Genomic DNA, 26,002 nt, shown 5'->3' with positions numbered 1-26,002 from the left:
AACCAGCGCGTGGCAGCGACGATGCACGACTAAAACGCTATAGTCAAGCCGTGGCCCCGAAACGCCGGACGACGATCGCCGACATCGCAGCGCGTGCCGGCGTGTCCATCAGCGCGGTCTCCTTCGCGCTCAACGACCGTCCCGGGGTCTCCCCCGAGACCCGGCTCCGGGTGCAGCAGATCGCCCGCGAGCTCGACTGGCAGCCGCACACCGCTGCGCGCGCGCTCGGTGGCGCGAAGGCGGGGTCGATCGGCTTCGTGCTGAACCGTCCCGCGCGCACACTCGGCACCGAGTCGTTCTTCGGCGACCTCATCTCCGGCATCCAGCTCGGGCTCGCCGGCAGCCACGTCGGCATGAACCTCCTCGTCGCCCGCGACGCGGACGAGGAACTGGCGACCTACCGCGACTGGTGGCGCGGGCACCGGGTCGACGGCGTCATCGTCATCGACCCGCGCCGCGACGACCCGCGGCTGGCCCTGCTCGCCGAGCTCGGGATGCCGACCGTCGTCGTGGGGTCGCACCCGTCCCCCGCGGGCTCGGCCCCGTCGGTCTGGATCGACGACTCCGACGCGACCGACACCGTCCTGCGCTACCTGCTCGCGCTCGGACACCGGCGGATCGCGCACGTCGCCGGGCGTCCGGAGTACGAGCACACCGCGATGCGGATCGAGCGGGTGCGGTCCTTCGCCGTCGCCGGCGACCTCGAGGACGCGGTGTCCGTGCCGACCGACTACTCGGCCGAGGCGGGCGCCCGGGCCACCCGGGAGCTCCTGTCCCGCCGGGACCGCCCGACCGCGATCATCTACGACAACGACGTCCTCGCCGTCGCCGGGCTCGGGGTGGCGAGCGAGATGGGCGTGCACGTCCCCGGCGACGTGTCGATCGTGTCGTTCGACGACTCCGCGATGGTCCGGCTCGTGCGGCCGGCGATCACCTCGCTCACCCGCGACACGGTCGAGCTCGGGCAGCGTGCGGCCACCCTGCTCCGCGCCCAGATCGACGCGACGGAGCCCCTCGCGTCCCTGCCCGGGCCGGCCCTGACACTCAGTGTGCGCGAATCCACCGGGACCGTCGGCGTCGCTCGGTGACGCCTCCCGGAGTCCGCACAGCGCACTGCATTGACATGCGCGGACATGGCGAGGATCGTTTACGACACACCGGTACTGCAAGTAACTCGATGATCGAGACTTTCGGTCACGCGAGCAACGTACTGGAAGGAGGCACCATGAAGAAGAGTGAGGTGCCGTCCTGGGTCGCGCACGTGCTCACCCCGCCCGAGGTCATCGCGGCCTACGTCGAACGACGGGTCAACGATCCATCGCTCCTGTCGGGTGAGTCGTCAGAACCCACGTACGCGGACTTCCTCCGCGACGAGTAGACGGGTCTTGTCCGGACTGGAGGCCCTGCTCGCGTTCCGTCCGTACGGGACGTGGTGCGGGCCTCCGGTCCGAGTCCGGGCCCGGCGTCCGGCGTCTCCTCCATCGTCACGCGCGCCTGCGGCGCGCGGAGAGCGTGACGCCCACGCTCGCGGCGGTCACGCACGCGAGCGCCGCGACCTCCTGCGCCGACAGCCCCTCGGCGAGGACGACCAGTCCGGCCAGGGCCGCGATCGCCGGGCCGAGGCTCTGCAGCACCCCGAACACCCTCGTCGGCATCCGTCGGAGCGCGAGCATCTCGAGGGCGTACGGCAGCACGCTCGACAGGACCGCGACGGCGCCGAACACGAGCAGCAGCGACGGATCCGCCGCGACACCACGCACGGCCTCGCCAGCACCGAACGGCAGCGCCACCAGCATCGCGACGAGCATCGACACCGCGAGGCCGTCCACGCCCGGGATCGCCTGGCCGACGTGCCGGTTCATCACGATGTAGCCCGCCCAGCAGACCGCCGCGAGGACCGCGAACACGATGCCGGACACCGAGGTCACGGCGGACGGCCCGACCCCGAGCAGCACGACCCCGGCGAGCGCCAGCACGGCCCAGAGCGCGTCCCGCCAGCGACGGGTGTGCACGAGCGACAGGGTGAGCGGCCCGAGGAACTCGATCGTCACCGCGACCCCGATGGGGATGCTCGCGAAGGCGACGTAGATGCAGACGTTCATCCCGCCGAGCGCCACCCCGAGCACGACGGCACCGGTCCACTGCGCGCGCGTCCAGTGGCGAACCCGCGGTCGCACGATGAGCGCGAGGACGACGGCACCGATCACGAGCCGGAGCGTGGCTGCCCCGACGGATCCGACCTCGTCGAAGCGGGTCTTCGCGATCGCGGCGCCGAGCTGGACGGAGACGATCGCCGCGAGGGCGAGGAGCGGGGCGGGGACGCGCGTCACGGGTGTCGCGCTCAGCCGAGGTAGGCGAGCACGGCGAGGACGCGGCGGTGGTCCTCGCCCGTGTCCTCGAGGGCGAGCTTGCCGAAGATGCTCGACACGTGCTTCTCGACGGCTCCGGTGCCGATGACGAGCGCCCGGGCGATCGCGGCGTTGGTGCGGCCCTCGGCCATGAGTCCGAGGACCTCGCGCTCGCGCGGGGTGAGCGCTGCGAGGGGGTCGCGGCGTCGGCTCATGAGCTGCGTCACGACCTCGGGGTCGAGGACGGTCCCACCGGCCGCGATGCGTCGGACGGCGTCGTCGATCTCCTCGAGCCGGGTCACGCGGTCCTTGAGGAGGTAGCCGATGCCGGTCGCGCCGGCGGCGAGGACGTCCTCGGCGTAGGTGGCCTCCACGTACTGGGAGAGCAGGAGGACACCGGTGCGCGGGCTCACACGTCGGGTCTCGACCGCTGCCCGGACCCCCTCGTCCGTGAACGTCGGGGGCATCCGGACGTCCATGACGACCACGTCGGGGGCGTCCTCCGGCAGCGTTGCCAGGAACGAGGCCGCGTCGGCGTGCTGTCCGACGACGTCGATGCCTGCCTCGTCGAGCACGCGCGCCAGGCCCTCGCGGAGGAGCACGGCATCGTCGACGACGACGGCCCGGATGCGTGGTGCACCCGGGCCGTCGCTCATGCCGACGATCCTACCGACCTACCGGTGCTGGACCGGCACCCCGTTCAGTGCACCGAGCGGGATGCGCGCGGTCGCCTCGGTCGGGCCGCCCGCCGGGCTCGACACCGTGAGTTCGCCGTCGAGGGCGCGCATCCGGCCCATCAGCCCCTCGATGCCGTGGCCCTCCGCCGGACGGGCCCCGCCGCGGCCGTCGTCGGTGACGCTGACGGTGAGGTACCAGACCCCCGAGGCATCGACCACGAGGCCGAGGTACACCGCCGCCGTGGAGGCTCCGGCGTGCTTCGTCGTGTTCGTGAGCAGCTCGCTCACGGTGAAGTACACGTTGCGCTGGATCTCGGTCGCGAGCTCCAGGCCGTCCGGCAGGCGGACCTCGAGCCCGACGGGGATCGGCGTCCGGGCGACGAGGGCCTCGAGGGCGGCGACGAGCCCGCGGTCGAGCAGGATCGGCGGTGCGAACCCGCGGGACAGCGCCCGCAGCTCGTCGAGGGCGTCCTGCGCGTGCGTCGAGGCCTCGCCGATGAGCTGCCGGGCCTTCGCCGGGTCCTTGTCGATCGCACGCTCGGCCGCGGAGAGGTCCATCCGGAGCCGGACGAGGCGCTGCTGCGGGCCGTCGTGCAGGTCGCGCTCGATCTGCCGGAGCGCCTGCCCCTCGGCGGTCACGGCGCCGGCACGGGACGCCTGGAGTCCCGCCACGCGGCGCTCGAGGACCTCGGCACGGAAGCCGCCGAGCAGGCCGAAGTCGATCCACCAGTGCGCGAGTACGGAGCCGCGCGCCCAGAGCGGGAACAGCGCGACCGACGCCGCCATCGAGAGCAGGCCGAGGAACCCGAGCGTCACGACCGAGGCGCTGTCGAGACCGCCGAAGTACCCGGCCGACGCCCGGTTCAGGACGGCGATCCCGCCGACGACGATCGGCCAGGTGAAGCCGACGATGAGGAGAGCACCGACACCGACGGTGACGAGCGCGGCGATCGGGTAGACCACGGCGGCGTGCAGCAGGTACAGCCAGTAGTGCGGGTTGGCGACGGCCGAACCGGTGCGGGTCCACCAGTTCTGCTGCCACCGGGGCGTCCAGTCCACCGGACGGATCGGGCGCTTGTCGGCCCAGCCGATGCGGAGCTTCTCGAACTGCCCGAGCCACCGCGCGATGAACAGCGCGATGAAGAACATGAGCAGGACGAACGGGTTGAACAGGTCGCGGAAGCCACCGCCGAACACCGCCGCGGGGAACGCCGCGTAGAGGGTGCAGAGCAGCACCGCGGTGAGGGCCATGTAGCCGAAGTCGCGGGGCAGGCGACGCCAGGCATCACGGTAGAACGCCCCGGCGGTCATCCCGGAGCCGGTACCCCCGACGCCTGCGCTCCCCGCACCCGGACCGCCGGTCACGGGCGGTTGCTGGGACGGCGGCGGAGTGCCCTGCCAGCCGGGTGGCGGGGTCGGCTGCTCGGGCATGGGTCGTGTGGCTCCTGTCGGCAGCGAGTCGTTGAGCGGGACGGTCTCGGCCTGGTCGAGGCGGGCGGTGTCGGTCATGACACCAAGCCTCGCGTCGGGGCCGTCCCCGTCCCATCCTGCCGTCTCCCGGACTCGGGGTGGGGTTATCCCCCGCCCGGGCGTACGCTGCGGTCATGCACAGGAGCACGGGGGAACGCTGGATCGCACTCGCTGCCGTGGTCGCGGCCCTCGCTCCGGCGGCCCGGGGTGCGCTGGAGGCGACGATCGTGTTCGTCCCGCAGACCTGGCTCGTCACCGGCGCGGTCCTCGGCGGCCTCGGCGCCGTGGTCGTCCTCGTGGCGGCCTGGCGGACCCGCGCTCGGGCGACGGTGACCTTCGCGCTCGCCACGCTCCTGTACGCGGTCTCGTGGCCCGTGCCCGGCATCGTGGGGTCGTTCGTGGCGCTCGTCGCGGTCGTGCTCCTCCTGGCGTTCGGTGTCCAGGTGGTCCGCGGTTCGTCGGGCTTCCGACGGGCCCTCGGGTGGATCGTGGCCCTCGGCGGCGGGCTGCTGGTGGTGGCGCACTTCGCACTGAGCTGGTTCGCGCCGCTCGCGGCGGTGTCGCAGGCCGCCCTGAACGTCATCGTCCTGGCGCCCGGTGTCGTGCAGGCCGTGGCCTACGCTGCCGCAGCCGTGCTCTTCCTGCCGCCGCTCCTGCGCCCGGTGCGCGACGTCGCACGCACGCTCTGGTCGACCGCCGAGGTCCGCTGACCGGTCCTCAACACCCGCCGGGCAGCGTCGCGGACGCCGCGCGGTTCGGCGGGCGCCGGGACGTCAGGCGAGTGCCGCGGCAGTCTCCGGGGACTCGTCGGGGAGCGTCCACGCCGACTCGGTCATGCCGCCGCCGCCCCGGATCGAGCGGACGGGGCCGTCGGCCGCTCGGTCGTAGGTCACGTCCTCGTCGATCGAGCCGAAGCGCGGACCGGCCGTCATGCGCAGGGTGTCGGCGTCGACCACCTCGAGTCGGGTGACCCCTTCGAGCGGTGCTGGCGTCGTCGGGTCGATCGCGAGCAGGCGGTCCCCGACCCGGGCGACGTCGGTGATGCCCCACGGGTTCGCGAACCGACCGGTGTACGTCTCCGGGTCGACGCCCGTCGGGATGGGCGTCCCCGGTGCCGAGGCGTCCGCGGCCGCGTCGAGCAGGGCGATCACCGCGTTCGCGATGAGGGTCGCTGGGCCGGCCGCGGCGCTCGTGAGGACCGAGACGACGAGCCCGGACTCCGGGTCGAACCAGGACTGCGTGATGTGTCCCGGGAACCCGCCCGAGTGCCCGCGGACGGCCCGGCCGCCCTGGGTGTCGGTGATGAAGCCGGCACCGTAGCCGCGGGTGCCCTCGGTGTCGGTCGGGCTCCACGCCACGCGCTGGGCAAGGCGCTTCGAGTGGTCCGTCAGCAGGTCGCCCTGACCGATGACGTGCGCGGAGAAGTACCGGACCAGGTCGGACGCGGTGCCGTGGAACCCCGTCGCCGCTGCCAACGCCCGGGTGTCGACGTGTTCGAGGCGGTGCCGGGTCCGGCTGTCGTGCAGGCCCGAGTAGCCGACGACGAACTCGTCGGCGCGGGTCGGGTCCCAGTCGGGGCCGGTGCCGGTCAGCCCGAGCGGCTCGACGATCGAGCTCCGGACGAACTCGCCGTACGACTGCCCGCTCGCCGCCTGGACGACGAGCCCGAGCAGCGCGTAGCCGAGGTTCGAGTAGCCGAACGACGACCCTGCCGGCGCCTTCTGCCCACGGTCGAGCACCAGCGCGAGCAGCTCGTCCTCGTCGGGGAACGGGCGGAGCTGCGACCAGTGGTCCCCGTCGTGCCCGTCCCGGATGACGCCGGCGCCCATCTCCATGAGCTCCCGGATCGTCGCGTCGGCGATCGGCGATCCGCCCTCCACCAGTGCGGGGACGTACCGACCGACCGGGTCGTCGAGCCGGATCGCCCCGCGCTCGGCGAGCTGCAGGAGTGCGGTGGCGGTGAACGTCTTCGAGTGCGAGGCGATCCGGAAGATGCTCGTCGTGGTGAGGGGTCGCCGCGCCTCGACGTCGGCCCAGCCCCACGCCTCCGAGAACAGCTCCTCACCGCGGAACCCGATCGCGACCTGCACGCCGGGCACCCGGAGCTGCCAGACCTTGTACGACACCCACTCGCGGATGTACGGCAGGACGGTCTCGTACGCGGCGCGGTTCGTCATGTGCTCCACCCTGGCATGTGCCACGCTCGACCCATGCGGCACACACCCCACTTCCTCATGACCGACGTCGCCGAGGTCCGTCGGCTCATCGCCGCGAGTCCGTGGGCCACGATCGTGTCGCACACCGACGCCGGGCTCGTCGCCTCGCACTACCCGGTGCTGCTCGACACCGCGGCGGGCGGCGACGACGAGATCGTCCTCGTCTCCCACGTCGGCCGCCCCGACGAGGTCGCGCACGAGCTCGGGCAGCACGAGGTCCTCGTCGTGTTCCAGGGACCGCACGGCTACGTCTCCCCCGCCTGGTACCCGCCCGAGCAGTTCGTCCCGACCTGGAACCACGTCACCGCCCACTGCTGGGGCACGCCGGAGATCCTCTCGGACGACGAGAACTTCCGCGTCCTCGGCGAACTCGTCGACCACTTCGAGCAGCGCATGCCGGAACCGGTCTCCCTCGACGTCGACCAGGAGACCGCCCGCCGCATCGCCCTCGGCACCGTGGGCATCCGCATCCGCGTCACCCGGTTCGACGCCCGCGCCAAGCTGTCGCAGAACAAGGCACCCGAGGTCGTCGAGCGGATCATCGCGAGCCTCCGCGGCGACGGCCCCTACGCGTCGCCGGCGCTCGCCGACGAGATGGCCAGAGCACACGCCGTGCGCGTGGCCGACCGGGAGGCGCAGGGCCCACGCCGCCGGTCCCGGGCCGACGCGCCAGCGGCGGACCGGCCGTGACGGTGGGGATGACCGAGACACTGCTCCGCACCGTCCGCCGGGTGGGTACCTCGGGCGCCCCGTCCGACGTCCGCATCGTCGACGGGCGGGTCACCGCGATCGCCCCGGCCGGGACGCTCGAGCCGTCCGGCCCCGACACCGACGTCATCGAGGCGTCCGGCGCGTGGCTCGGCCCTGGGCTCGTCGACCACCACGTGCACTTCGACCAGTGGGCGCTCGTGCGCCGGCGGATCGACGTCTCCGGCTGTGACTCCGCCGAGGCGACCGCCGACCTCCTGGCGGACGCGGCCCGGACCGGCGTGACGGACCGTGTGCTCGTCGCCCACGGCTACCGCGACGGCATGTGGCCACGCCCCGCGCGACGTGCGCTGCTCGACCAGGCCACACCGGGCCTCCCGGTCGTCGTCATCAGCGCGGACCTGCACGCCGTCTGGTGCAACGCCCTCGCGCTCACGCACTTCGCCGCGCTCGTCGGCCGGCCGCTCGCGGCGGGCGAGGACGGCGTCCTGCGCGAGCAGGACGCGTTCGACGTGACCGGCGCGTTGTCGCGTGTGCCGGACGACGTGCTCGACGGTTACGTCGCGGACGCCGTCGAGGCCGCTGCGGCGCGCGGCGTGACGCGGGTGCGCGACCTCGAGATGGTGTTCGGGATCGACCGGTGGACGCGGCGCGTGCAGGCCGGCACCGACGGCCTGCGGGTCGACTCCGGCGTGTACCCGGGCGAGCTCGACACGGCGATCGAGCGGGGGCTGCGGACCGGCGACGTCGTCCCGGGCACCCGGGGCCTCGTCCGGATGGGGCCGTTCAAGGTGATCACCGACGGGTCGCTCGGCACGAGGACCGCGGCGATGGCCTCGGGCGAGGGTGTGCTCGCGTACGCGTTCGAGGACCTCGTCGCGATGGTCCGCCGCGCCGTCGATGCCGGACTCGTCCCCGCGGTGCACGCGATCGGCGACCGGGCGAACACCCTCGCGCTCGACGTGTTCGAGGCCGTCGGTGCCCGCGGCACGATCGAGCACGCCCAGCTCCTCGAGGTGGACGACGTCGAGCGGTTCGCCCGGCTCGGGGTGGCGGCGTCCGTGCAGCCCGAGCACGCGATGGACGACCGGGACATCGCGGACCGCTACTGGGCGGGTGAGACGGACCGCGCGTTCCCGTTCGCGTCCCTCGACCGTGCCGGTGCGACGCTGTTGCTCGGGTCGGACGCGCCCGTCGCACCGCTCGACCCCTGGGTGTCGATGGCTGCCGCGGTGGGGCGCGACCGTGACGGCCGCGAGCCGTGGCACCCCGCCGAGCGACTCGCGGCGGTGACGGCGTGGCGCGGGTCGGCCGAGGGTCGGCGGGTCGGTGTGTCCGTCGGTGAGGCGGCGGACCTGGTGCTGCTCGGCGCCGATCCGCTCGCGGCGTCCTCGTCGACCGAGCTGCGCGGGATGCCCGTGCTCGGGACGGCGATCGCGGGGCGGTTCACGTACCTCGACGTGTGACCCGGGCTACTTCTGGTCCTTCGGGCACCAGTACAGCTTGCGGCCGGCCATGTCCGCCATCCGGACCTCGGTGCCGCAGACCCGGCAGGGCTCGCCCTGGCGGTGGTACACCCAGTGGCGGTCCTTCCGCGACCGCACGGCCTTGGCGTGCTCGGCCTTCGAGAGGCCGTCCATCGTGAGCATGAGGCCGTCACGGACACCCGCGTGGAGGAGCACCGACCAGTCCTGCCACAGTGCCTTCGCCTGCTTGACCGTCAGCGTGTTCCCCGGCTTGTACGGGTCGATGCGCTGCCGGAACAGCAGCTCGGCACGGTAGATGTTGCCGATCCCGCTCACCACCGACTGGTCCATGAGCAGCTGCCCGATCGCGACGCGGCGCTTCCGGACGTTCTCCACGAAGGTCTTCTCGGCCTCTGGCCCGTCGTCGTTGATCGGGTCCGGGCCGAGCTTGTCGAGCGCCTGCTGCACGCCGGCCGGGTCCTCGACGACGCACGCCGTCGGGCCGCGGAGGTCGGCGACGGTGTCCTCCGTGAGGATGCGGACGCGCACCTGTCCGACCGGGTCCGGCGGGAACGACTCGATCGGGTCCTCCGCCTTCTCCTGCTCGGCCATCCGGTAGCGAGCCAGCCGCGGCGCGCCGATGGATGCGAGTGACTCCTCGCCGTCGCCGTCCTCGGACAGCGCCTCGGCCGAGGAGATCACGCCCGCGAAGTCCCACGCGCCGTACAGGCCGAGGTGCACGCGGAGGAACAGGTTGCCCTCGAACTCGAGGAACATCTGCTTGCCGACCGCGCGGGCCGCGACCATCCGCGTGCCGTCGAGCCGTTCGGCCCCGGCGGCGAAGCGCCCCTGCGGACTGGAGACCTCGCAGCGCTCGCCGACGAAGTGCCGGGTGAACTGGTTGGCGATGCGGTGGACGGAGTGACCCTCGGGCATGGAGCCTGTCTACCCGGCCTACTCGTCGATCTGCTTACCGGCGATGTGCCCCGTCGTCTCGTACTCGGCCAGCTGCGCGATGCGACGGGCGTGGCGCTCCTCGCCCGAGAAGGGCTCCGCGACGAAGAGGTCGACGAAGCGCATGGCCTCGTCCTCGGTGTGCTGGCGGGCGCCGATCGAGATGACGTTCGCGTCGTTGTGCTGGCGGGCGAGCAGCGCGGTCGACTCGTTCCAGACGAGCGCGGCGCGGACGCCCTCGACCTTGTTCGCGGCGATCTGCTCGCCGTTGCCCGAGCCGCCGAACACGACGCCGAGGGCCTCGACCCCGGCACGCTGGTCCTGCACCACGGCGTGCGCGGCGTTGATGCAGAACGAGGGGTAGTCGTCGAGCGCGTCGTACTCGGTCGGACCGTGGTCCACCACCTCGTGCCCGGCCTCCGTCAGGTGCTGGGCGAGGGTCTTGTTGAACTCGAGGCCGGCGTGGTCCGTTCCGAGGTGGATGCGCATGGCCTCGATCCTATTCCCGCGCCTACCGACCCCTGACCACGACCACGACGTACCGCGTGGGCTCGTCGCCGGTGTTCCGGTAGACGACGTCGGCCGGCTCGCCGAGCTCGATCCGGTCCCCCGTCCCGAGGCGGGTCACCGCGTCGCCGACGACGAGTTCGAGGGTGCCGTCGAGCACCCAGATGCAGTGCCGCAGGAAGGCGTACGCGGACGCCGGGTAGGCCACTTCGCGGCCGGCCGGGAGGCGCACCTCGGTCACGTCCGCGGGGAAGTCCGCACTCGAGACGGGACGGCGCCGGTACCCGGTGTCGGGGTCGGTCCAGGAATCCGCGGTCGCGCCGCGCTGGACGCCGCGCGCCTCGTCGGGGTCGGTCGCCCGGGGCACCTCGTGTTCGAGGCTCTCGTCGAGGAGCTGCGAGACCGTGAGCCCGAACGCCCCGGACAGCCGCCCGAGGATCGTGGCCGTCGGGCTGGACACCCCGCGTTCGACGCGGTTGATCATCGCGCGGGAGACCCCGGACTCCTCGGCGAGCTCGGTGAGGCTCCACTTCCGTTCGGTCCGGAGTCGGCGGAGTCGTTCCCCGAGCCGCCGCTGCTCGGCGTCGTCGGGCGTTTCCACATCCGCCGCGACGTCGTCTACGATCTGAGACATAGCGACAGCATATGCGACGAACACGACGGGTCCGGTCACGGTGCGCGACTGCGAGCCACGTGACCTCGACGTCGTGCACGCGCTGCACGTCGACGCCGTGCTGCACTCCACCGCGATCTGGCAGGACGAACCGCACCCGCGCCCGTGGTTCGACGCCTGGCTCGTCGAGCGGCAGCAGGGTGGGTTCCCCGTGCTCGTCGCCGAGGTGGAGGGCGTCGTCGCCGGTTACGCGAGCTACAGCGGCTTCCGACCGCACCCCGGCTACCGGCACACCGTCGAGCACAGCGTGTACGTGGTGGAGCGGTTCCGCGGCCGTGGCGTCGCGACCGTGCTCATGGACGCGCTCGTTGCTCGGGCGCGCACCGACGGCCACCACGTGCTGATGGCGGGGATCTGCTCGTCGAACACGGGGTCGATCGCGTTGCACCAGCGGCTCGGCTTCGAGACCGTGGGTGTACTGCCCGAGGTCGGGCGGAAGTTCGACCGCTGGCTCGACCTGACGCTCATGCGGCTGCCGCTGTCCTAGCCGCCTGCCGAGGCCGTGCCAGCGCGCCGGCGACGACCCGCGCCTCCCGGCCGTCACGATTGCCGCGCCGCCGCCGGCTGCCCCGCACAATCAGGGTCCGATCGAACCGGACGTTCCCGCGGTTCCGGGTGTCTTCGGTCGTGCGGCGACGATCCGCACCACGCGTGCGGCGGGGCGGGGGCGGGACGAGCCTCCCGGCCGACCGCCCCGCGCGTCAGTCCGTGGTGTCGAAGATCGGGCCGACCGTCCGCGAGCGCTTGAGCTCGAAGAACCCGGGGTACTTCGCCACCGCGACGACGCCGTCCCAGAGGTCGAGCGCCTCCTGGCCCTTCGGTGCCGGAGAGATGACGGGTCCGAAGAACGCGGTGCCCTCGACGGCGATCACCGGGGTGCCGACGTCCTGGCCGACGCGGTCGATGCCGTCCTGGTGACTCGCACGGACGGCCTGGTCGACCTCGTCGGTCCAGGCGTACTCGACCAGGTCGGCCTCGAGGTCGAGCTCCGCGAGCACGGCGGGGACCACCTGCTCGGGGTCGCTCTCCTGCCGGTGGTGGATGTGCTCGCCGAGCGCGTCGTACAGCGGCTTGACGATCGCATCGCCGTGCCGGAGCCGGGCGGCGGTGACGATGCGGGGGTAGACCTGCCCCGCCGTGAGGCGCTCGCGGTAGTGCTCCGGGACGTCCTGGTGCTCGTTGAGGACGAAGAGGCTCATCACGTGCCAGGTGACGTCGATCGGGCGCTGTCGTTCGACCTCGCCGACCCAGCGGCTCGTCATCCAGGCCCACGGGCAGTTCGGGTCGAACCAGAAGTCCACAGCGGTGCGTTCGGTCGGGTTGTCCACAGTCGTGTCGGTCACGGATGCGAGCGTACGCGCGCTCGCTAGGCTGGAGTCGACCGTCCCGCCGGTGCACGACGCCGCGCCGGGGCCCCTCGCACGCGGACAACGACCGTCCGCGTCCCCAGTGGAAGTTGGAGCGTCCGTGCCCGGAGAGAACCTCACCCGAATCGAAGCCCAGGAGCGCGCCGCGATCGTCGACGTGCAGTCGTACGACGTCGAGCTCGACCTCACCCGCGGCGCCGAGACCTTCGGCAGCACCACGCGCGTGCGGTTCACCGCGACCGCCGGGGCATCGACCTTCATCGACGCGATCACGAAGACCGTGCACTCCGTCACCCTGAACGGCACCGCGCTCGACGTGGCGGCTGTCGACGACGGTGTCCGCATCCAGCTCGACGGGCTGCAGGAGCAGAACGAACTCGTCGTCGTCGCCGACGCGCTGTACACGAACACGGGCGAGGGGCTGCACCGCTTCGTGGACCCCGTCGACGACGAGGTCTACCTGTACTCCCAGTTCGAGGTCCCGGACTCGCGGCGCATGTTCGCCGTCTTCGAGCAGCCCGACCTCAAGGCCGAGTTCTCCTTCACGGTGACCGCGCCGGCCCGCTGGCAGGTCGTGTCGAACTCCCCCACGCCCGAGCCGCACGTCGACGGCGACGTCGCGACGTGGTCGTTCGCCCCGACCGCGACGATCTCGAGCTACATCACCGCGCTGATCGCCGGCCCGTACGAGGTCGTGCGCGACGAGCTGACCAGCCGCGACGGCCGGACGATCCCGCTCGGCGTCTTCGCGCGGAAGTCCCTCGCCGAGTACCTCGACCCCGAGTACGTGTTCGACATCACGAAGAAGGGCTTCGCCTACTACGAGGAGAAGTTCGACGTCCCGTACCCGTTCGAGAAGTACGACCAGCTCTTCGTGCCGGAGTTCAACGCCGGCGCCATGGAGAACGCGGGCGCGGTGACCTTCACCGAGACCTACGTGTTCCGCTCCAAGGTCACCGACGCCATCAAGGAGCGCCGGGTCGTCACGATCCTGCACGAGCTCGCGCACATGTGGTTCGGCGACCTCGTCACGATGAAGTGGTGGAACGACCTCTGGCTCAACGAGTCCTTCGCCGAGTGGGCCTCCACCATCGCGACGGCCGAGGCCACCGAGTGGACCGAGGCGTGGACCACGTTCCAGGCGATGGAGAAGTCGTGGGCGTACCGGCAGGACCAGCTGCCCTCGACGCACCCGATCGTCGCGACGATCAACGACCTCGAGGACGTCCAGGTCAACTTCGACGGCATCACCTACGCGAAGGGCGGCTCGGTCCTCAAGCAGCTCGTCGCGTGGGTCGGCATCGACGCCTTCTTCGCCGGGGTCTCGGCGTACTTCAAGAAGCACCACCACGCGAACACCGAGCTGCGTGACCTGCTCGTCGAGCTCGAGGCCACGAGCGGCCGCGACCTCTCGGACTGGTCGGCGCTGTGGCTCGAGACCGCGGGCGTGAACACGCTCCGCCCGGAGTTCGACGTCGACGCGGACGGCACCATCACGTCGTTCGCGGTCCTGCAGGAGGCTCCTTCCGAGTACCCGACGCTCCGCCCGCACCGCCTGGCGATCGGCGTCTACGCGGCGGCCGAGGGCGGCAAGCTCGAGCGCACCCACCGCGTCGAGATCGACGTCGACGGCGCTCGCACGGAGGTCCCGGAGCTCGTCGGCGTCCACCGCGGCGACCTCGTGCTGCTCAACGACGACGACCTCGCCTACGCGAAGATCCGCCTCGACGAGCAGTCCCGCCAGACCGCGATCGCGCACCTCGCCGACATCGCGAACCCGCTCGCGCGCTCGATCGTCTGGGGTGCCATCTGGGACGCCACGCGCGACGCCGAGGCCCCCGCGAGCGACTACGTGCGCCTCGTCCTCGGCAACATCGCGAGCGAGACCGAGTCGACGACGATCCGCACGACGCTGTCGCAGCTGCTGCTCACCGCCCGCAACTACGTCGCACCGGCGAAGTCCGAGGCGACGATCCGGCAGGTCGGCGACACGCTGTGGACCCTCGCGACCGAGGCCGAGGCCGGCTCGGACGCACAGTTCCAGTTCGTGAAGTTCTTCGCGCAGATCCCGTCGACTCCCGAGCACGTCGCGACCCTCCGTCGGCTGCGGGACGGTTCGGTCGCGCTCGACGGGCTCGAGGTCGACACCGACCTCCGCTGGGAGCTGCTGGAGGGCCTCGTGCTCGCCGGTGCTGCCGACGGGTCGGACGTCGGCGCCGAGCTCGCGGCGGACAAGACCGCGTCCGGCGAGCAGGCCGCTGCCCGCGCCCGCGCGTCCATCCCGACCGCCGAGGGCAAGCTCGCCGCGTTCTCGTCGCTCGTCGACTCGGACGCGCTGCCGAACGCGATCGTCCGCCAGACCACCGTCGGGTACCAGCACGTCAACAGCCCGGTCGTGCTCGAGGGCCTCGTGCCGAAGTACTTCGACGTCCTCACCCGCATCTGGGCCGAGCGCAGCTACCACATGGCCGACACGATCGTCACCGGGCTCTACCCGGCTCCGCTCGCCTCGGTCGAGCTGCGGGACGCCGCTCGGGCCTGGCTCGACGCGAACCCGGAGACACCGGCGCTGCGCCGCATCGTGACCGAGAACCTCGCGGGCACCGAGCGGGCGCTCCGGGTCCAGGCGGCGGACGCCTGAGCCGCCGGCACTGACCGCTGACGGGCGGGGTCTCGGTGTTCCTCACGGGACGCCAAGGCCCCGCCCTCTAGCATCGTTCGGATGATGTTGTTGGCTGCAGGGACCGACGAGACCTCGAAGTGGATCTCGAACAACTTCACCGAGTTCGTCACGGTGTGGCGCATCCCGATCGTCATCGTGGTGACGATCGTGGTCGCGATCATCGTCCGGCTGCTCCTCCGTCGGACGATCAAGGGCGTCGTGGACCGGGTCGTGCTCGGTGTGAAGAAGCGACAGGGAACGGACGACACCCAGGCCCTGATCGCCTCACCGGTGCAGGCCGCACGCGTCGTGCAGCGCACCCGCACGCTCGGGAGCGTGCTCGAGAACCTCGCGACCGTGGTCGTGGTGATCATCGCGCTCGCGGTCATCATCCCCCAGGTACTCCCGAACGCCGCCGTCGGCATCGTCGGTGGCGCCTCACTCGTGGCCGCCGGCCTGGCGGTCGGCGCGCAGAGCATCGTGAAGGACCTGCTGTCCGGCGTCTTCATGATCCTCGAGGACCAGGCGGGCGTCGGCGACGTCATCGACACCGGGCAGGCCACCGGCGTCGTCGAGAACGTCGGACTCCGCGTGATGCAGATCCGCGACGTGAACGGCATCCTCTGGTTCGTGCCGAACGGGCAGATCCTCCGTGTCGGCAACCTCTCGCAGGGGTGGTCGCGCGTCCTCGTGGACATCACCGTCCCGTACGACACCGACATCGACGCCGTGCAGGATGCCCTCCTCAAGGCAGCGGTGACGATGTCGCAGGAGCCCCGCTGGCGGCAGCGCATCGTCGAGAAGCCGGAGATCTGGGGCCTGCAGTCGATCACCGACGCCGGCATGGTGTTCCGCCTGGTCGTCAAGACCCGCGCGTCCGAGCTCGACGCCGTCGGCCGCGAGCTCCGGATCCGGCTGAAGCGCTCGGTCGACGAGCTCGGGGTGACCCTGCCCGCGATGGCGATGATCATGCCCGCCGGCTGGGAGAACGCGACCTCGATCAACGGCCTCCGCACCGTCCGGACCCAGCCGACCCCCGCCCCGACGAAGTCACGGAAGCCGAAGCGCAACCTGCTCGGTCAGGCCATCCGCACCGACGACGACACGACCGACCAGAAGTGAGCCGCACCGCATGACCGACGACGTCGCCCCGACCAGCACGCCCCGCCCCGGTGGCGTACCCGCACAGCCGATCACCCTCCGCGTCGGTGAGCACGGCGTCTCGGCGACCGGCTCGCTGTACGACCGCATCGGCGGTGCGCCGACCTTCGACCGGCTCGTCCGGCGGTTCTACGAGGGTGTGCAGCAGGACGACGTCATCTGGCCGATGTACCCGGCCGACGACCTCGAGGGCGCGATCTGGCGGCTGTCGGCCTTCCTGCAGCAGTACTGGGGCGGTCCGGGCACCTACAGCGAGGAGCGCGGTCACCCGCGCCTCCGCATGCGGCACAACCCCTTCCGCATCACGCCGGAGGCCCGCGAGCGCTGGCTCCACCACATGCACGAGGCGGTCGAGTCGCTGGGGCTCGCGCCCCTCGACGAGGCCGAGCTCTGGGGCTACCTCGACCGCGCCGCGCACGCGATGACGAACACGTTCGACTGACGTCCGTCGGACGGTCACCAGACACCGGACGGGAGGCGCGGGGCGGCGACGACCCGCGCCTCCCGTCCGGTGGGTGGCTGGGACGACGCCGGGGGCGACGTCAGCGCACGTACGACCCGTCGGCCATGTCCTCGACGAGCGAGGGGCGAGTCGGGTTCCACCCGAACGCGGCGCGCGCGTGCGCGCCGGACGCCTCCTGGTGGAGCAGCAGCGCGTCCGCGAAGGCGTCACCGAGGCGGCTGCGGGACTCGTCGACGCTCTCCGCGACCACCGGCGACCCGTGCGCTCCGGCCTCCGCGATCTCGCGCAGCGTCGGGTTGTCCCCGGTCGCGGCGACGACGTAGCCGTCCTGCTCGGCACGGTGGAGCGCCAGCACGTACAGCTCGCCGAGGTCGTCGATGTGCACCGTCGTCCACCGCTGCGAGCCGTCGCCGACGAGTCGGACCTCGTGCTTGCCGTCGCCGACGAACATCGCCGGGATGCCGGCACCGCGGCCGTAGACGATGCCGGGGGCGACGATGGTCGTGTGCGCCGAGCTCGACCGGACGGCGGCCTCGTTCGCGACGCGCCAGGCGGTCAGCGAGGGCGGGTCGATCGGCGACTGCTCGGAGATGTCCGTCGAGTTGCCGAAGGTGAAGATCCCGCCGGTGTGCACAAACGGCTTCGGGGTGCCCTCGAGCGCGCGGAGGACCGTGGCGGTGAACCCGGGATCGACGTCCTCGGCCGAGGCGGTGTGCACGACCCCGTCGGTCTCGTGCGCGAGTCGCTCGACGACGTCGGTGTCCGTGACGTCCCCGACGACCGCGTGGCCGCCGGCGTCACGGACCCGCTGGGCCTTCTCGTCGGAGCGGACGATCGCGGTGACCTCGTGCCCGTGGGCGACGAGGGCACGGAGGACGGAGGAGCCGATGTAGCCGGAGGCGCCGGTGAGGAAGACGTGCATGCGTCCAGCCAACCACGCCGTTCCCGGTGCGCGCTGGCGGTCGCGCTGGTCGTCGCGCTCGTGGTCACGCTGGTCGCCGCCGGCGCGGACGCGCGGTCCGTCAGGAGCTGAGGGACCAGGCCCGGCGCTTCACGAGCACGTGCCCTCGGGACGTCGTGAGGCGGCTCCACGGGCCGGTCTCGAACACCCGGACGGGGTCGTGGCCGAGGAACCCGAGGCTCTCCCCCGCGAACCCGGCGCCCGCCGGCAGGTGCTCGATCATCGGGATCGGTCGGCCCCAGACCTCGGAGCGGACCCGGCGGACGATGGCGTCCCCGGCGTTCGACGGGACGGCCTCGGCGACCTCGGCGATGCCGGCCTTCGCGGCGCGCTTCAACAGTTCCGACGAGACGTCGGGCAGCGGGACCCACCCACCGCGCGGCGGGGAGATCGCTGCCCAGGTGACCGTGTTGACCTCGAGCGGCAGTTCGACCTCGATGGGGGTCGCTCGGGTCGGGTCGGCACCCTCGGCGTGCTCGGCGTCCTGCGCCTCGGCCAGCAGCCGGAGGCGCTCCTGCAGCGAGGCGAGCGGCACGACTGCGTCGATCGTGGTGGGTTCGGCGAGCGAGAACGTGCGGAGCCCGAGGACGGTCGGCAGTTCGTCGAGCAGCCCCAGCGGGTAGAGGATCGCCGTGTAGACCGCCAGGACGCCGGAGTCGGCGATGAGTCGGACCGAGCCGTCCTCGACCCGGGCGGCGCGTCCGAGGTAGGTGCGGAGGTCACCGAGCGAGGCGACGTCGGGGAGGGTGAAGGTGGTGCCCATGTCCTCTGGATCCTACCGGGGCGCCCGCTTCGTAGGATGTGCCCGTGAGCGAACCGGACTTCCTGCGGACCCTGCGGCTCGACGACACCGGTGCGAGCACGGGTGAGACGATCCTGACCGGGGCCAGCCACTGGTCACCGAACGGCCGCGTCTTCGGTGGGCAGGTGCTCGCGCAGTGCATCGTCGCGGCACAGGCGACCATCGAGGACCGCGACATCCACTCGATGCACGGGTACTTCCTCCGACCCGGTGACACCGAGCTCCCGATCACGTTCGGCGTCGAACGGATCCACGACGGCCGGTCGTTCGCGACCCGGCGGGTGCAGGCGTACCAGCGGGGCGTGCCCATCTTCTCGATGATCGCCTCGTTCCAGCGGCCCGACGACGGCGTCGAGCACCAGGACCCGTTCCCGGTCGACACCCCGGCTCCGGAGGACCTGCCGTCGGCGGCCTCGATCCTGAGCGCGATCGACCACCCGGTCGCCCGAGCCTGGGCCGAGCGCTCGATCGACCTCCGGCACGTCGAGGGTCCGGTGTTCGTCGACGTGCAGGGCGAACGTCTCCCCCACCAGGCCGTGTGGTTCCGGGTGGACGGCGACCTGCCGGAGGACCCGGCGCTGCACCGCGCCGTGCTCGGCTACGCGAGCGACCTCTCGATCCTCGAGCCCGTGATGCGTCGCCACGGGGTGGCCTGGGGCACGCCCGGAGTGAAGAGCGCGAGCCTCGACCACGCGATGTGGTGGCACCGGGACGGCCGCGCCGACGACTGGATCCTCTACACGCAGGAGTCCCCGAGCGCGCAGGGCGGTCGGGGACTCGCGTTCGGCCGGATGTTCTCGCGCGACGGTCGGCTGCTGGCGAGCGTCGCGCAGGAGGGGATGATGCGCGTCCCGCGCTGACACTGGACGACAGGCCGGTCCGGGCCGGACGGGGCCGGGCAGGGCCGGACCGGGCCGGTGTCGGTCGCCGGTGCGGGTCAGGGGCGGGAGAACCGCACCGGGTCCTGGATGTACGGCTCGCAGGCCGCACGCTCGGCCTCGGTCAGGCGCCGCGGCCGGTTCGTCTCGGCGTCGACCATCACGAGGGCCGTCGTCGCACGGGTGTAGAGCTCGGCGGGCTCGTGACCGACCGGGGTCCACACCTCGTACGACACGTCGATGCTCGCGCCACCGATCCGGCCGATCCACATCCGGATGTCGAGCGGCTGGCGGAAGTACGGGATCGACGCGAGGTACTCGAGCCGCTGCGCCGCGATCACGGTCATCGTGCCCGAACCCGGTCGGCCGTCGATGATCGGCTCGGGGATCGAGCCGTCCGCACCGACCTCGTCCGGGTCGGCACCCCAGAACCCCACGATGCGCGCCTCCTCGAGGAGACGCAGCATCGCGGAGTTGTTGACGTGCCCGTACGCGTCGATGTCGCTCCACCGCATGCGGATCGGAGCGTGCAACACCGCCACGGGTCAGTCGCGGGTGAGCTTGCGGTACGTCGCGCGACCGGGCTTCGCGGCGTCGGCGCCGAGGCGCTCGATCTTGTTCTCCTCGTACGCCTCGAAGTTGCCCTCGAACCAGTACCAGTTCGGCGTGCCGTCCTCGTTCAGGCCCTCCCACGCGAGGATGTGCGTGGCGATGCGGTCGAGGAACCACCGGTCGTGGGTGATCACCACGGCGCAGCCCGGGTACTCGAGCAGCGCGTTCTCGAGGCTGCCGAGCGTCTCGACGTCGAGGTCGTTCGTCGGCTCGTCGAGGAGCAGGAGGTTGCCGCCCTGCTTGAGCGTCAGCGCCAGGTTGAGACGGTTCCGCTCACCACCGGAGAGGACTCCGGCCTTCTTCTGCTGGTCCGGGCCCTTGAAGCCGAACTGCGACACGTAGGCGCGCGACGGGATCTCGGTCTTGCCGACCTGGATGTAGTCGAGCCCGTCGGACACGACCTCCCACAGGTTCTTGTTCGGGTCGATGCCGCCGCGGCTCTGGTCGACGTAGGAGATGTCGACCGTCTCACCGATCTTCAACGTGCCGCCGTCGAGCGGCTCGAGCCCGACGATCGTCTTGAACAGCGTGGTCTTGCCGACGCCGTTCGGGCCGATCACGCCCACGATGCCGTTGCGGGGCAGCGTGAAGGAGAGGTCGTCGATGATGACGCGCTCACCGAACTGCTTGTGCAGCTTCTCGGCATCGATCACCTGCGAGCCGAGGCGCGGCCCGACCGGGATCACGATCTCCTCGAAGTCGAGCTTCCGCGTGCGCTCGGCCTCGGCGACCATCTCCTCGTAGCGGGCGAGACGAGCCTTCGACTTCGCCTGACGGCCCTTCTGGTTGCTCCGCACCCAGTCGAGCTCCGAGGACAGTCGCTTCGCGAGCTTGGCGTCCTTCTTGCCCTGGACCTCCAGGCGGGCGCGCTTCTTCTCGAGGTACGTCGAGTAGTTGCCCTCGTACGGGTACAGGCGTCCGCGGTCGACCTCGGCGATCCACTGTGCGACGTGGTCGAGGAAGTACCGGTCGTGGGTGACCGCGAGGACGGCACCGTGGTACTGCTGCAGGTGCTGCTCGAGCCACAGCACGGACTCGGCGTCGAGGTGGTTGGTGGGCTCGTCGAGGAGCAGCAGGTCGGGCTTCTGCAGGAGGAGCTTGCAGAGGGCGACGCGACGCTTCTCACCGCCGGACAGGTGGGTGACCATCTCGTCCCCCGGGGGGCACTGGAGCGCGGCCATGGCCTGCTCGAGCTGGGAATCGAGGTCCCACGCGTCGGCGGCGTCGATCTCCTCCTGCAGCGTGCCCATCTCCGCGAGGAGCGCGTCGAAGTCCGCGTCGGGCTCTGCCATGAGGGCGGAGATCTCGTTGAAGCGGACGACCTTGCCGTGGATCTCACCGACGCCCTGCTGGACGTTCTCGAGAACGGTCTTGTCCTCGTCCAGCTCGGGCTCCTGCATGAGGATGCCGACGGTGAAACCGGGGGTCAGCTTCGCCTCGCCGTTGGACGGCTGGTCGAGACCCGCCATGATCTTCAGGATCGTCGACTTGCCCGCACCGTTCGGCCCGACGACGCCGATCTTCGCGCCGGGGAGGAACGACATCGTGACGTCGTCGAGGATCAGCTTGTCGCCGACCGACTTGCGGGCGCGGACCATCTGGTAGATGTACTCAGCCATATCGCGGTCAAGTCTAGTGACCCGAGCGACGGACCGCGCGGCGGGCGGTGCCAGGACGGGGTGACCGGGTCCGCCGGAACACGCACGGACCCGTTCGGGGGCTGACAGGCCGCGGTCGGCCGACGTACGGTACCTGCATCACTCGCCGGCGGGACCCGAAACCACCAGCACGGCTTCGATCAGGACCAGGACCAGGACCTCATGGCGAACAACCGACTCCGACGCCTCATGCTGCCCCTCATCGGCGCGCTCGCGCTGGGCATCGCGGTGTCCACCCCAGCAGCCCCCGCGTCGGCCATCACGACCCCGTCGGGCACGCCCTACGTGACCTACACGGCGAACATCAGCGCCAAGGGGTCCGGCACGGGCTACTCCTCCTACATCAACATCCACGACGCGCACAACAACGCGATCTCGTTCGGCATCCAGTCCGACTCCGGTTCACCCCAGAGCAAGGGCAAGCCCCGCTACATCTGGGAGCGCGTGCAGAACGGCAAGTTCACGTACGGCTACCTCAACGCGGCGTCGAACAACCTCACCCCGGTGGGCCTCCGCTGGTGGACGAACGACACCGTCGCGCTGAGCGTCAACCACCGGACGGTCGCCACCGTGAAGGTCAACCTCGAGCCGCGGCTGTTCTTCAACGCCGAGGCGAACGCCCGCCTGAACGGCGACGTCGTCCACTCGACGGTGCAGAACGTCAGCATCGCCGTCGGCAACGTCTCGGGACGCAAGGGTCTGAACGGCACCTGGAACACGGGCTTCTCCTTCCACGGACTCAAGGCGAAGCAGACGAACTCCGCCAAGCAGCAAGGAGCGAGCTTCGCGATCGACGGCCGGGTCTCGGGCCTCGGGTCGGGTCGCAACTGGGACACGGACCAGGTCTCGGGCATCGCGATGATCGCCCAGTACTGGAACGGCCGCTGAACCGCTGAACGCCAGTCCGGAGTGCCGGCCACCTCCGGGTGACCGGCACTCCGGTACGCGGGATGTCGGACGGGTTCAGGCCGCAGCCCCGCCGACGTACGGGTCCTCCGGCTCGTGCCCGTCGACGTCCTCCGCATCGGGCCCGACCGGCCGGAGCGCGTGGGCCGGACCAGCGGTGGCGAAGCCCATGCCTGGTGCAGGCTCGCCGAGGATCGCCGCCGCGTGTCGATCAGCCTCGGCCGGGTCCGGGAGCCGCTCGACGTCGGGTTCGTCGCCCGCGCGGGTACCCGACTGGTCGTCCGGACCGACGCCCGGGTCGTCGTCGGGCAGGGCCGGGTCGTGCTGGCCGTGGACCTCGCCCGTCTGGGGGTCCACCCGCGAGCTGTCCACGGGCGAGACCGCGACCTCGTTCGCCTGGCGCGGGACACGGATCCAGTTGCTGATGCCCCACGCCAGGTCGTGCCCGATGCCCTCGGCGTCGACCTCGACCGAGGTGCCGCCGCGACCGTCGCGCTCCCACGTGCGGATGCGCACCCGGCCGGTCACCACGATGCGGTCGCCCTTCTTCAGGGACTTGTGGACGTTCGCCGCGAGCGACCGGAAGGCCGTGACGGTGAACCAGTTGGTCGCGCCGTTCGTCCAGACGCCGGTGGCGCGGTCGAACCGGCGCGACGGTGAGGCCAGACGGAGGCTCGTGATGGCGACGCCGGTGTCGGTGACCAGGTGCCGGGGTTCGGTGGCGACGATGCCGCAGATCGTGATCGTGTCGTTCATGGTCCGATCGTCGCGAAGCCCGGGCCGCGTCAGCGGCCCGGGCCTCGATCTGTGAGTCGTGAAGCACTCAGAGCGACCTGTGCAGGAACGGTGATACGTGCCTCCAGGCCGGGTCAGCGTGTGGACCACGGCGCCGCGGTGCCGGTGGTCCGCATCCTCAGTGCGCGCGGAACTCCGGACGGTCCGCGAGCGGACCCATCGCCCAGTGGACCGCGCTCTTGGCGGAGTCCAGCGACGGGAACACCGATCCGGTGCCGCGTCGCCCGAACAGCTCCACGTGGAAGCCGTCCGGCTCGCGGTGGATGCTGCCGACCGCGCCGGCCGGGCCCACCGCCACCCAGGTGCCTGCGTCACTCGTCGTCGAGTCACCTGTCGTGCTGTTCGTCATCGTGTTGTTCGTCATCGATCGACCACCTCCTCGTGGCCCCGACGCCCGTGGCTAGGACGCCAGGATGTACTGACTGTAGGCCTTGCGGACCTTGTTCACCTTCGGCAGCGCCACCGCGAGGCAGTAGCCCTGACCGGGGTTCTTCGCGAAGAAGTCCTGGTGGTACTCCTCCGCCCGGTGGAACGTCGTGAGCGGCTCGATGGTCGTCACGACACCGCCGTCCCAGATGTCCGAGGCGCGTTCGACCGCGCGCTCGAACAGCGCACGCTGTCCGTCGTCCGCGGGGAACATCGCCGAGCGGTACTGGGTGCCGACGTCGGCCCCCTGGCGGTTCAGCTGGCGCGGGTCGTGCAGCGTGAAGAAGACGTCGAGCACCACGTCGGCCGGCAGCACCGACTCGTCGAAGGTGACCGCGACGGCCTCGGCGTGACCGGTCGTGCCCGTGCAGACGGCTTCGTAGGTCGGGTCGTCGGTCGTCCCTCCGACGTACCCGGACACGACGCCCTGCACGCCCTGGAGCGTGCGGTACACCGCATCGAGGCACCAGAAGCATCCACCAGCGAGCACGAAGGTCGTCATGCCGCCCACGCTACCGCGCACGACGTCCGGGCCCACTGGGAGTCGGGAGACACTCCTGCACAGCGAGCGGCCGGAGACGCAGGTCCACAGTTCCGGGCGCTCGCCCCGGCGTGTCGGTGGTCGCCCGTAGCGTCGTCCCCACGAACCACGGAGACATCGAACGCACCACAGGAGGACACCGTGCCGATCACGACCGTGCCGACCACGACCGAGCCGACCACGACCGAGCACACCTCTACCGAACCGGCCTTCCGGCTCCGCACGTCCTCCGTCGCCCGCAGTCGGGGCGACCTCCGCATCCTCGACGTGCGGGACGACCTCAGCCGCGTGACCCGGGCCAACGGCGAGATCGTCGGCTACGTGGACCGCGTGGACGTCGCCGGCGGGACCGCCTACCGCGCACGGCGCTACGTCGCCACCGAGCGGCGCTTCGTCGAGTTCCCCGACGTGTGGTCCGCCGACGACGCCGTGGACTGCCTGCGGTGGGGATGATGCGCTCCACGCGGCGCCCGTCCGGCGGAAGTGCGGATCGCCGGGTGGCCTCCACGACGTCACGCCGCACGGTCGGTACGGTTCGCGCATGAACTGGTGGAACGACCTGATGGACTGGACCGCGTCGGACGCGGGATGGCGGGTGCTGTCGGGCGCCATCATCCCCTTCGTCGCCATCGTGGTGGCCGGTGTCGTCGCCGCGCTCATCGGCCGCGGCGCGACCAAGCGGGTCGTCGCCCTGCAGGAGCGCGAGGCGAAGAACGCCGCCGTCGCGGCCATCATCTCCGCGGCACGGAAGGCTGCGACGTGGGGGGCGCTCGGGCACGACGAGCGCGCCTACGCCGACCACCTGGCCGAGGACGCCGACGTCCGGCTGCGGCTCCTGCCCGTGAGCGGTTCACCGATGGCCGCGAACTGGGCACAACACGAGATCGCCGACATCAAGAAGAACTCGTCGACCTTCTCGTTCCAGGCGGAACAGTCCCTCGCGGAGTTCCGCGACCGTCTCCTCGAGTGGCAGGCCCGGCCGAACCGGGCGCGCAAGCTCTTCAAGAGCGACCTCGAGCGGTGGAAGTTCGAGTCCCCGGACCCGGACGCTGAACTCGTGAAGCGGCAGCAGGACTGGAACGCCGACCAGGCTTCGGCTCGACAGTCCGACGCGCAGACGCCGTCCACGACGTCGCTGCGGCCCGCTCCCCGGTCGGGAGCCGGCGCTGCCCCGGCCCCGTCGGCTGCCGGCGCGTCGGGTGCCACGGCAGCGACCACGCCGCTCGGCGACGGCCTGACCCGCCCCTACGGTGACGGACTGGCCCGGCCCGACGGCGACGGCTCGTCCGCACAGGCACCGATCCGGCCGGCGCTCGGCTCCCCGGCCTCCCGCCCGGCCTCCGCAGCGGCCGCTTCCGCACCGGCGACGTCCGCACCTGCGCCCGGCGCGTCGGCCGGTCCCGCACGGGCGGTGTCCGCCCACCCGGTCGCCCAGCGCCGTACCGACGACGACGAGACCGACGTCGTGGACGACGCCGCACGACCCGGCACGCAGGACCGCGAGGTGCCTCCGCCCGTGGCTCGACCGACCGCTGCCGATGCACACGTCAACCGTCCCGCTGGCACGGTCTCGGCGCCGAGTACGAAGTCGGTCCCCACGCGGGTCGACGGCGCTGCCGCCGAGCCGGCCGACGCACACGAGACCGACGAAGCGCCCTACACGCAACCGATCAGCGCGAACGAGATCCGCCGCCGCGCGTCCGACGACGACGAGTGACCCGCGCGGGCACCAGACCCGCACCCGCACCGGC

Annotated in this window: 28 protein-coding genes; 13 read left to right on the top strand and 15 right to left on the bottom strand. The window is 71.6% G+C overall.

Annotation, left to right across the window (positions count from 1 at the left end; all coding sequences use genetic code 11):
• The first annotated feature begins 50 nt into the window (after positions 1-50).
• Both ACRQ4C_RS05475 and ACRQ4C_RS05470 read left to right on the top strand, forming a co-directional pair.
• A complete protein-coding gene (locus tag ACRQ4C_RS05475) occupies positions 51-1,088 on the top strand; it encodes a LacI family DNA-binding transcriptional regulator (protein WP_439690409.1) in 1,038 nt (345 codons plus the stop codon).
• Positions 1,089-1,225: 137 nt separating this feature from the next.
• The gene (locus ACRQ4C_RS05470; RefSeq protein WP_400409910.1) at positions 1,226-1,378 is read left to right on the top strand and encodes a hypothetical protein; all 153 of its coding nucleotides are present in this window, start codon (positions 1,226-1,228) and stop codon (positions 1,376-1,378) included.
• A gap of 106 nt (positions 1,379-1,484) precedes the next feature.
• On the opposite strand, the gene ACRQ4C_RS05465 is transcribed toward ACRQ4C_RS05470, so the two are convergent.
• Genes ACRQ4C_RS05465 through ACRQ4C_RS05455 form a run of 3 tightly spaced genes read right to left on the bottom strand, consistent with a single transcriptional unit; the run spans position 1,485 to position 4,534 of the window.
• Positions 1,485-2,330, bottom strand: coding sequence for an EamA family transporter (locus ACRQ4C_RS05465; protein ID WP_439690408.1), 846 nt, complete (start codon positions 2,328-2,330; stop codon positions 1,485-1,487).
• 11 nt (positions 2,331-2,341) lie between these two features.
• Positions 2,342-3,004 (bottom strand): response regulator transcription factor, encoded by a 663-nt coding sequence (locus tag ACRQ4C_RS05460; protein WP_439690407.1) that lies wholly within the window; start codon positions 3,002-3,004, stop codon positions 2,342-2,344.
• Between the two features lie 18 nt (positions 3,005-3,022).
• Positions 3,023-4,534 carry a sensor histidine kinase gene (locus ACRQ4C_RS05455; protein ID WP_439690406.1) on the bottom strand — a complete coding sequence of 504 codons (1,512 nt, stop codon included), beginning with the start codon at positions 4,532-4,534 and terminating at the stop codon, positions 3,023-3,025.
• Between the two features lie 95 nt (positions 4,535-4,629).
• On the opposite strand from ACRQ4C_RS05455, the gene ACRQ4C_RS05450 reads away from it, so the two are divergent.
• Positions 4,630-5,205 (top strand): hypothetical protein, encoded by a 576-nt coding sequence (locus ACRQ4C_RS05450; RefSeq protein WP_290132393.1) that lies wholly within the window; start codon positions 4,630-4,632, stop codon positions 5,203-5,205.
• 63 nt (positions 5,206-5,268) lie between these two features.
• Here ACRQ4C_RS05450 and ACRQ4C_RS05445 read toward each other — a convergent pair whose 3' ends face one another.
• Positions 5,269-6,672 (bottom strand): serine hydrolase, encoded by a 1,404-nt coding sequence (locus ACRQ4C_RS05445; RefSeq protein ID WP_439690405.1) that lies wholly within the window; start codon positions 6,670-6,672, stop codon positions 5,269-5,271.
• A 33-nt stretch (positions 6,673-6,705) separates the two neighbouring features.
• Between ACRQ4C_RS05445 and ACRQ4C_RS05440 the strand changes: the two genes are divergently transcribed.
• Both ACRQ4C_RS05440 and ACRQ4C_RS05435 read left to right on the top strand, forming a co-directional pair.
• Positions 6,706-7,401: an FMN-binding negative transcriptional regulator gene (locus ACRQ4C_RS05440; protein ID WP_439690404.1), complete on the top strand. Its 696-nt coding sequence runs from the start codon at positions 6,706-6,708 to the stop codon at positions 7,399-7,401.
• A gap of 8 nt (positions 7,402-7,409) precedes the next feature.
• Positions 7,410-8,885 carry an amidohydrolase gene (locus ACRQ4C_RS05435; protein ID WP_439690403.1) on the top strand — a complete coding sequence of 492 codons (1,476 nt, stop codon included), beginning with the start codon at positions 7,410-7,412 and terminating at the stop codon, positions 8,883-8,885.
• A gap of 6 nt (positions 8,886-8,891) precedes the next feature.
• On the opposite strand, the gene ACRQ4C_RS05430 is transcribed toward ACRQ4C_RS05435, so the two are convergent.
• Genes ACRQ4C_RS05430 through ACRQ4C_RS05420 form a run of 3 tightly spaced genes read right to left on the bottom strand, consistent with a single transcriptional unit; the run spans position 8,892 to position 10,980 of the window.
• The gene (locus tag ACRQ4C_RS05430; RefSeq protein WP_439690402.1) at positions 8,892-9,821 is read right to left on the bottom strand and encodes an Fpg/Nei family DNA glycosylase; all 930 of its coding nucleotides are present in this window, start codon (positions 9,819-9,821) and stop codon (positions 8,892-8,894) included.
• Positions 9,822-9,839: 18 nt separating this feature from the next.
• Positions 9,840-10,328 carry a ribose-5-phosphate isomerase gene (locus ACRQ4C_RS05425; RefSeq protein WP_290132398.1) on the bottom strand — a complete coding sequence of 163 codons (489 nt, stop codon included), beginning with the start codon at positions 10,326-10,328 and terminating at the stop codon, positions 9,840-9,842.
• A 22-nt stretch (positions 10,329-10,350) separates the two neighbouring features.
• Positions 10,351-10,980, bottom strand: coding sequence for a helix-turn-helix domain-containing protein (locus ACRQ4C_RS05420; protein ID WP_439690401.1), 630 nt, complete (start codon positions 10,978-10,980; stop codon positions 10,351-10,353).
• A 40-nt stretch (positions 10,981-11,020) separates the two neighbouring features.
• On the opposite strand from ACRQ4C_RS05420, the gene ACRQ4C_RS05415 reads away from it, so the two are divergent.
• Complete coding sequence (locus ACRQ4C_RS05415) at positions 11,021-11,506, top strand: GNAT family N-acetyltransferase (RefSeq protein WP_439690400.1); 486 nt, start codon at positions 11,021-11,023, stop codon at positions 11,504-11,506.
• A gap of 214 nt (positions 11,507-11,720) precedes the next feature.
• Here the strand turns inward: ACRQ4C_RS05415 and ACRQ4C_RS05410 are convergent, their stop codons facing one another.
• Positions 11,721-12,362, bottom strand: coding sequence for a mycothiol-dependent nitroreductase Rv2466c family protein (locus ACRQ4C_RS05410; protein ID WP_412880104.1), 642 nt, complete (start codon positions 12,360-12,362; stop codon positions 11,721-11,723).
• Positions 12,363-12,486: 124 nt separating this feature from the next.
• On the opposite strand from ACRQ4C_RS05410, the gene pepN reads away from it, so the two are divergent.
• The 3 genes from pepN (at position 12,487) to ACRQ4C_RS05395 (ending at position 16,651) form a co-directional block, all read left to right on the top strand.
• Positions 12,487-15,027, top strand: coding sequence for an aminopeptidase N (gene pepN / locus ACRQ4C_RS05405; protein ID WP_439690399.1), 2,541 nt, complete (start codon positions 12,487-12,489; stop codon positions 15,025-15,027).
• Between the two features lie 81 nt (positions 15,028-15,108).
• Positions 15,109-16,170 (top strand): mechanosensitive ion channel family protein, encoded by a 1,062-nt coding sequence (locus ACRQ4C_RS05400; RefSeq protein ID WP_439690398.1) that lies wholly within the window; start codon positions 15,109-15,111, stop codon positions 16,168-16,170.
• Positions 16,171-16,180: 10 nt separating this feature from the next.
• Complete coding sequence (locus ACRQ4C_RS05395) at positions 16,181-16,651, top strand: globin (protein ID WP_290132404.1); 471 nt, start codon at positions 16,181-16,183, stop codon at positions 16,649-16,651.
• A gap of 100 nt (positions 16,652-16,751) precedes the next feature.
• Here the strand turns inward: ACRQ4C_RS05395 and ACRQ4C_RS05390 are convergent, their stop codons facing one another.
• Together ACRQ4C_RS05390 and ACRQ4C_RS05385 are read right to left on the bottom strand one after the other, a co-directional pair.
• Positions 16,752-17,594, bottom strand: a complete 843-nt coding sequence (locus ACRQ4C_RS05390; RefSeq protein WP_439690397.1) for an NAD-dependent epimerase/dehydratase family protein — start codon at positions 17,592-17,594, stop codon at positions 16,752-16,754.
• A 100-nt stretch (positions 17,595-17,694) separates the two neighbouring features.
• Positions 17,695-18,396 (bottom strand): hypothetical protein, encoded by a 702-nt coding sequence (locus ACRQ4C_RS05385; RefSeq protein WP_290132406.1) that lies wholly within the window; start codon positions 18,394-18,396, stop codon positions 17,695-17,697.
• Positions 18,397-18,440: 44 nt separating this feature from the next.
• Here ACRQ4C_RS05385 and ACRQ4C_RS05380 point away from each other — a divergent pair, with 44 nt between their 5' ends.
• Positions 18,441-19,295, top strand: a complete 855-nt coding sequence (locus tag ACRQ4C_RS05380; protein ID WP_400409943.1) for an acyl-CoA thioesterase — start codon at positions 18,441-18,443, stop codon at positions 19,293-19,295.
• Between the two features lie 77 nt (positions 19,296-19,372).
• Here the strand turns inward: ACRQ4C_RS05380 and ACRQ4C_RS05375 are convergent, their stop codons facing one another.
• Positions 19,373-19,828: an acyl-CoA thioesterase gene (locus ACRQ4C_RS05375; RefSeq protein ID WP_290132408.1), complete on the bottom strand. Its 456-nt coding sequence runs from the start codon at positions 19,826-19,828 to the stop codon at positions 19,373-19,375.
• A 30-nt stretch (positions 19,829-19,858) separates the two neighbouring features.
• The gene (gene ettA, locus ACRQ4C_RS05370; RefSeq protein WP_290132409.1) at positions 19,859-21,544 is read right to left on the bottom strand and encodes an energy-dependent translational throttle protein EttA; all 1,686 of its coding nucleotides are present in this window, start codon (positions 21,542-21,544) and stop codon (positions 19,859-19,861) included.
• A gap of 201 nt (positions 21,545-21,745) precedes the next feature.
• Between ettA and ACRQ4C_RS05365 the strand changes: the two genes are divergently transcribed.
• A complete protein-coding gene (locus ACRQ4C_RS05365; protein ID WP_290132410.1) occupies positions 21,746-22,471 on the top strand; it encodes a hypothetical protein in 726 nt (241 codons plus the stop codon).
• A 75-nt stretch (positions 22,472-22,546) separates the two neighbouring features.
• On the opposite strand, the gene ACRQ4C_RS05360 is transcribed toward ACRQ4C_RS05365, so the two are convergent.
• From ACRQ4C_RS05360 to msrA, 3 genes are all read right to left on the bottom strand, one after another.
• Entirely contained in the window at positions 22,547-23,245 is a 699-nt protein-coding gene (locus ACRQ4C_RS05360; protein ID WP_290132411.1) for a single-stranded DNA-binding protein, read from the bottom strand.
• Between the two features lie 157 nt (positions 23,246-23,402).
• Positions 23,403-23,648 (bottom strand): methyltransferase, encoded by a 246-nt coding sequence (locus ACRQ4C_RS05355; protein WP_439690396.1) that lies wholly within the window; start codon positions 23,646-23,648, stop codon positions 23,403-23,405.
• A gap of 36 nt (positions 23,649-23,684) precedes the next feature.
• Positions 23,685-24,212, bottom strand: a complete 528-nt coding sequence (gene msrA / locus ACRQ4C_RS05350; RefSeq protein WP_439690395.1) for a peptide-methionine (S)-S-oxide reductase MsrA — start codon at positions 24,210-24,212, stop codon at positions 23,685-23,687.
• Positions 24,213-24,392: 180 nt separating this feature from the next.
• Between msrA and ACRQ4C_RS05345 the strand changes: the two genes are divergently transcribed.
• Both ACRQ4C_RS05345 and ACRQ4C_RS05340 read left to right on the top strand, forming a co-directional pair.
• Positions 24,393-24,704 (top strand): hypothetical protein, encoded by a 312-nt coding sequence (locus ACRQ4C_RS05345; RefSeq protein ID WP_439690394.1) that lies wholly within the window; start codon positions 24,393-24,395, stop codon positions 24,702-24,704.
• An 88-nt stretch (positions 24,705-24,792) separates the two neighbouring features.
• Complete coding sequence (locus ACRQ4C_RS05340) at positions 24,793-25,968, top strand: hypothetical protein (RefSeq protein ID WP_439690393.1); 1,176 nt, start codon at positions 24,793-24,795, stop codon at positions 25,966-25,968.
• Positions 25,969-26,002 lie beyond the last annotated feature (34 nt).

The organism is Curtobacterium sp. SP.BCp (assembly GCF_051903255.1).
Taxonomy (GTDB): Bacteria; Actinomycetota; Actinomycetes; order Actinomycetales; family Microbacteriaceae; genus Curtobacterium.
Note: the sequence above shows the minus strand (reverse complement) of the source record. Positions and strands in the feature narration are given on the sequence as shown.